Source organism: Streptomyces sp. NPDC059248 (assembly GCF_042753905.1).
Classification (GTDB): domain Bacteria; phylum Actinomycetota; class Actinomycetes; order Streptomycetales; family Streptomycetaceae; genus Streptomyces.
Genome location: NZ_JBHYZV010000167.1, coordinates 1 through 2,906 on the forward strand (window position 1 = coordinate 1; position 2,906 = coordinate 2,906).

The 2,906-nt window shown below is 69.2% G+C and carries 2 protein-coding genes; both read left to right on the forward strand.

Annotated features, from left to right (window positions below; all coding sequences use genetic code 11):
• Positions 1-194 precede the first annotated feature (194 nt).
• The gene (glmU, locus tag ACFXG1_RS33035; protein WP_384709206.1) at positions 195-1,643 is read left to right on the forward strand and encodes a bifunctional UDP-N-acetylglucosamine diphosphorylase/glucosamine-1-phosphate N-acetyltransferase GlmU; all 1,449 of its coding nucleotides are present in this window, start codon (positions 195-197) and stop codon (positions 1,641-1,643) included.
• 109 nt (positions 1,644-1,752) lie between these two features.
• Complete coding sequence (locus ACFXG1_RS33040; RefSeq protein ID WP_384709209.1) at positions 1,753-2,730, forward strand: ribose-phosphate diphosphokinase; 978 nt, start codon at positions 1,753-1,755, stop codon at positions 2,728-2,730.
• The last annotated feature ends 176 nt before the right edge of the window (positions 2,731-2,906 follow it).

The window sequence follows — 2,906 nt, forward strand, 5'->3', positions numbered from 1 at the left end:
AGTGCCGGTCGGGACCCGTACGCGTTGCCGGCCCCGCCCCCGAGGGGGCGCACCCCTGAGGCGCCCGGCCGGCGACCGGCCCGCGCCCCCACCCCCGGCCTCTGTTGCCTCCGGGCCGATTCCCTGGTCATTTGCCTGGTCAGACACCCCGGTATCCTTCGGATGTCCACCACCCGAAGCCGAAGGGCAGACCCGTGAGTGCCAATCGCCCGGCCGCCGTCGTCGTTCTCGCAGCGGGTGAGGGCACCCGCATGAAGTCCAAGACCCCCAAGGTCCTCCATGAGATCTCCGGACGGTCCCTCGTAGGACATGTCGTCACCGCGGCGCGCGAGCTGGAGCCGGAGCATCTGGTCGTGGTCGTCGGTCATGCGGCCGACCAGGTCAGGGGCCATCTGACGGAGCGGTACGCCGGTACGCGCACCGCTTTCCAGGCCGAGCAGAACGGCACCGGGCACGCCGTCCGGATCGCCCTCGACGAGCTGGGGCAGAGCGTCACCGGCACGGTCGTCGTGGTCTGCGGCGACACCCCGCTGCTGTCCGGCGAGACGCTGACGGAGCTGGCCGCGACCCACTCGGGCGACGGCAACGCCGTGACGGTGCTCACGGCCGAGGTGCCGGATTCGACGGGCTACGGCCGGATCGTGCGGGACGCGGGGACCGGCGCGGTCACCGCGATCGTCGAGCACAAGGACGCGTCGGACGAGCAGCGGGCGATCCGGGAGATCAACTCCGGGGTGTTCGCCTTCGACGGCCAGCTGCTGGCCGACGCGCTCGGGAAGGTCCGGACGGACAACAGCCAGGGCGAGGAGTACCTGACCGACGTCCTGGGTATTCTCCGGGAGGCCGGCCACCGCGTCGGCGCCTGTGTCGCGGGCGACCACCGGGAGATCCTCGGGATCAACAACCGGGTCCAGCTCGCCGAGGCCCGCCGTCTGCTGAACGCCAGGCTGCTGGAGAGGGCGATGATGGCGGGGGTCACGGTCGTGGATCCGGGATCCGTACTCGTCGATTCCACCGTCACTTTTGAGCCAGACGCCATCATTCACCCGGGGACGCAGCTGCTCGGGGCGACCCATCTCGCCGAAGGCGCCGAGGTGGGCCCGAATACCCGCCTGAAGGACACCGTCGTGGGTGCGGGCGCCCGGGTGGACAACACCGTCGCGGACTCGGCCGAGATCGGCGAGGGCGCCTCCGTCGGCCCGTTCGCCTATCTGCGGCCCGGCGCGAGGCTGGGGAAGAAGGCCAAGGCCGGGACGTATGTCGAGATGAAGAACGCCACCATCGGCGAGGGGACCAAGGTCCCCCATCTGTCGTATGTCGGCGACGCCACGATCGGCGATTTCACCAATATCGGCGCGGCCAGCGTCTTTGTGAACTACGACGGAGAGGCGAAGCACCACACCACGATCGGCTCCCACTGCAAGACCGGTTCGGACAACATGTTTGTGGCTCCTGTCACGGTCGGGGACGGCGCCTACACCGCCGCCGGTTCGGTCATCACCAAGGATGTCCCGGCCGGTTCGCTGGCCGTCGCCCGTGGCCAGCAGCGGAATATCGAGGGTTGGGTGGCTCGCAAGCGGCCCGGGAGCGCCGCCGCACAGGCCGCCGCCTCGGCGACCGAGAAGACGCCCGGCGAGAACTGACCGGAAACAGGTGCGCCAAAGACGGCGTACCGTGATACGTGCACACATTCGGCTGGCTCGCGATGTCCCATGCCCGCGGCCAGAGAACACCCTCTGAGGAGACAGTGCTGTGACCGGGATCAAGACGACCGGCGAGAAGAAACTCATGTTCTTCTCCGGCCGCGCCCACCCCGAGCTGGCCGAGGAAGTCGCGCATCAACTGGGTGTCGGCCTGGTGCCGACCAAGGCCTTCGACTTCGCGAACGGCGAGATCTACGTCCGTTTCCAGGAGTCCGCGCGCGGTGCCGACTGCTTCCTGATGCAGAGCCACACGGCTCCCATCAATAAGTGGATCATGGAACAGCTGATCATGATCGATGCTCTGAAGCGGGCCTCCGCCCGGAGCATCACCGTGATCGTGCCGTTCTACGGCTACGCCCGTCAGGACAAGAAGCACCGCGGCCGTGAGCCGATCTCGGCCCGGCTGATCGCCGATCTGATGAAGACCGCGGGCGCGGACCGCCTGCTCACGATCGATCTGCACACCGACCAGATCCAGGGCTTCTTCGACGGCCCGGTCGACCACCTGTTCGCCCTGCCGGTGCTGGCCGACTACGTGGCCGCGAAGGTGGACCCGGCGAAGCTGACCGTGGTCTCCCCCGACGCCGGCCGGGTCCGGGTCGCCGACCGCTGGTGCGACCGGCTCGGCGCGCCGCTGGCCATCGTCCACAAGCGCCGGGACAAGGACGTCGCCAACAAGGTGACCGTCCACGAGGTCGTGGGCAATGTCGAGGGCCGGGTCTGCGTCCTGGTCGACGACATGATCGACACCGGTGGCACGATCTGCGCCGCGGCGGACGCGCTGTACGCCAACGGCGCGGAGGACGTCATCGTGACGGCCACGCACGGAGTGCTCTCCGGCCCGGCGGCGGACCGGCTGAAGAACTCCAAGGTGAGCGAGTTCGTCCTCACCAACACCCTGCCCACCCCGGGCGACCTGGAGCTGGACAAGATCACGGTGCTGTCGATGGCGCCGACGATCGCCCGCGCGGTCCGCGAGGTCTTCGAGGACGGCTCGGTCACCAGCCTCTTTGAGGAGCAGGGCTAGTGCTTTCCCGCCCCGGGGTCTCCACGCCCCGGGGCGGGCCGAAGGGCCGCGGTCTCCGTTTAGGTGACCGCGGCCCGTTAGGCGTTTGGGCTGGGGTTGGTCGGGGAGGCTGGCCGCCCCCCCGTGCGGCGGGGCGTTATGGAGCCGCAGATAGCATGACGCGTGGCCGGCCGGTA